Below are 3,012 nucleotides of genomic sequence, written 5' to 3' on the forward strand. Positions count from 1 at the left end.
GCTGAGTAGTACATGGTTCACATGCATCGTAGTGCCGACTTTAGTCGGCTTCCCATCGCTTCCAAAGACCTCAGCCGGCTAAAGCCGGCACTCCAACAGGTACCATGCTGTTCAGATAATTTCTATAGTGGAGGAGTTTACGAGGTGGCTACCATCCTTGTGGTTGACGATCAGCCTGAGTTACTCAGTGGCCTGCAATTGACCCTAGAAGCTGCAGGCTATCAGGTTCTCGTGGCTGAGGATGGCTATGGTGCGCTTGAGCAGTTGCGTTCGACGGCGGTTGATCTAATTTTGGCCGATATTGCGATGCCGGAATTAAATGGCTATCAGCTCTATGAGCAGGTACGCGCCGATCCGCAACTCTTACGTATTCCGTTTGTTTTCCTTACGGCCCGAGCGCTGGCGAGTGATGTGCGCTATGGCAAGATGCTTGGTGTTGACGACTATCTGACAAAGCCGGTGAAGCCTGAAGATCTGCTGGCGGCGGTTGAGGGGCGTTTGCGCCGCGCCCGTGATCTGGCGCTGCTCTGGTCGGAAGAGCAAGCGAGCAAGGAGGTTGCCGCTACGCCTAGTGCGGAAGCGCTACCACAGCCTGGAGCGGATGCGCTTGAGGTTGGCCCCTTACGCATTGCCACAGCCCAGCACCGCGTCTGGTTGACTGGCCGCGAAGTGGAACTTTCCGCCCGTGAGTTTCGCGTCTTGGAACTCCTGGCGCGTCATCCTGGCGAGGTGATCGCGCCAACCGCGATTGTCCAAGTGAGCCACGGGATCGCCACCGATGAGGCTGAGGCGAGTGCGCTCTTGCGGCCTATGATTCGTACCCTGCGCCGCCGTTTGGGCTATGCCGTTGGTGAGATGGGTTGTATCGAGAATGTGCGGAGCGTTGGCTACCGCTTGGTTATACCGGAGGATTAGCATGGTGCCGAGCGGGAGTGTGCTGATTGTTGATGATGACCCGGTGATTCAACAGTTGATGGTGGTCGTTTTGCAAGAGCAGGGCTATCGTGTACTGACGGCGGATACGGGGACGCGGGCGTTAGATTTGGCCAAGGCGCAGTTGCCCGATCTCATTCTGCTCGATGTGCTGCTGCCCGATATCCATGGCATGGATGTGTGCCGCCAATTGCGAACCGAGCCTCGCCTGGCCGAGGTGCCGGTGATCATGATTACGGCGCTGCATGATGCCGAGGCGCGCCTGCAGAGTCTCCATGCCGGGGCTGATGATTTCATTACCAAGCCGGTGGACTTCCTCGAACTACGGGCGCGGGTCGCTTCGATCTTGCGCCTCAATCGCTACCGCCGCTTGCTCGAAGAGCGTACCCAGCGCCAACGGGCCGAAGAGGAAATTCTGCGCCGCAACCGTGATCTCTCGTTGCTCAATGAATTCATCGTCTCGACCGCAGTGCCGTTGCGCCAAGCCAGCCAGATTGAACCGGCCCTCACCGAGGCATGCCGCGTCCTGGTGGATGGCATTGATCTCAAGGCGGCCCAGGCTCATATCGAACCAAAATACATGGTCAACGCGCTGAACCACCGCTTTAGCGCACAAGTTTTGCATCCTCGCATGCATCCCCACATGATGACCTATAATCTGACCCCTTCGTTGAGCATGCCTATCTTGATTAAAGGCAAGCCGCAGGGCTTGATTGCGCTCTATGACGACGCGGGGCGTGAGTTTGCGCCGCCTGAACTTGCGTTGGTGCAGAGCCTTGCTGGGGCCTTGGGCCAGGCCATCGAGACCGTCCTGCTCAATCAGCAACTCCAGTACCATGTGAATAGCCTTGAGACGATTGTGGCTACGCGCACCTATGAGCTCCAGGTTGAACGCGATCGTACCCAAGCGATCCTCGAAGCCCTCGGCGAGGCGGTGCTGGTGACCGATGCCGATGGGATTATTAGCTATGCTAATCCTGCTGCGATTGCGCTGACCGGACATAGCCATGATGAGTTGTTGGGGCGCTCATGGACGATGATCCAGGGGCATGGGGAGGGGGCAGAATTTGAGCTTGATCATTTGATTCACGAGCACATCGCCGCTGGACAGGTGTGGCGTGGCGATCTGCGTGGGCTGCGTAAAGATGGCACTGGCTATGATATGGAGCTTACGGTTGCCCCCCTCTTTGATCTGCACCATACGGGTGAACTCGCGGGCATGGTGAGTATTCAGCGCGACATTACCCTTGTGCGCGCCGCCGAGCGCATGAAGGCCCACTTTATCTCTAATGTTTCGCACGAGCTACGCACGCCGCTTTCGATCATTGCCTTGCATAGCGGTAACCTCGACACACTCTACGACCGGCTCAACGATGAGCGGCGCAAACACTTGATCCGTGAGGTGCGCTTCCAAACCGCGCTGCTTGATGATCTGATTGGTGATGTGCTGGAATTGAGTCGCATGGATAGCGGCCAGTTGCCCATCCAGAGCGAAGCGCTCGATCTGGGGCGGTTGCTGCAGGGCGAACTTGAGCGGCTTCAGCCTTTGGCGAAACGTAAACAACTGCATTGTGAATTGGCCATCAGCGAAGACGTGATTGTCCAGGGCGATCAGGGCCAGTTGCGACAGTGCATGCGTAATCTGATTAGTAATGCGATCAAATATACCTCAGAAGGAGGCACGATCCGTTGCGAATGTCGTATGTTGGAAACGGCGAGCGTTGATAGCGAGGCGTGGCCGGGGTTAGGCGAAGCGGGATCGAGCCATTACGCGGGAGTACGGGTGGTAGACAGCGGACTAGGGATTAGCGCCGAGCATCTGCCGCACCTCTTCACCCGCTTCTACCGCGTCGAGAACCAATCCCGCGTACCAGGAACCGGCTTGGGTCTAGCGATTACTCAGGAGTTGATCAGTCGTCATGGAGGCTGGACGGGGGTTGCTTCGACGCCTGGGGTGGGGAGTATTTTTGCATTCTATTTGCCACAGGATTCGGCATAATACGATTGTAGATTGTAGATTGTAGATTGTAGATTGTAGATTGTAGATTGTAGATTGCCGAACATGGCGTCCCAATGGGC

Annotated in this window: 2 protein-coding genes; both read left to right on the forward strand. The window is 56.8% G+C overall.

Annotated elements, in window-relative coordinates; all coding sequences use genetic code 11:
* The first annotated feature begins 144 nt into the window (after positions 1–144).
* Positions 145–915, forward strand: coding sequence for a response regulator transcription factor (locus CJ255_RS21520; protein WP_165774877.1), 771 nt, complete (start codon positions 145–147; stop codon positions 913–915).
* Position 916: 1 nt separating this feature from the next.
* Positions 917–2,932 (forward strand): response regulator, encoded by a 2,016-nt coding sequence (locus tag CJ255_RS21525; protein WP_165774878.1) that lies wholly within the window; start codon positions 917–919, stop codon positions 2,930–2,932.
* The last annotated feature ends 80 nt before the right edge of the window (positions 2,933–3,012 follow it).

The organism is Candidatus Viridilinea mediisalina, assembly GCF_002532535.1.
Classification (GTDB): Bacteria; Chloroflexota; Chloroflexia; order Chloroflexales; family Chloroflexaceae; genus Viridilinea; species Viridilinea mediisalina.

Bases quoted from the DNA above. Each gene is read 5' to 3' on its own strand.
- CJ255_RS21525 (WP_165774878.1), top strand. From the start codon at position 917: ATGGTGCCGAGCGGGAGTGTGCTGATTGTTGATGATGACCCGGTGATT.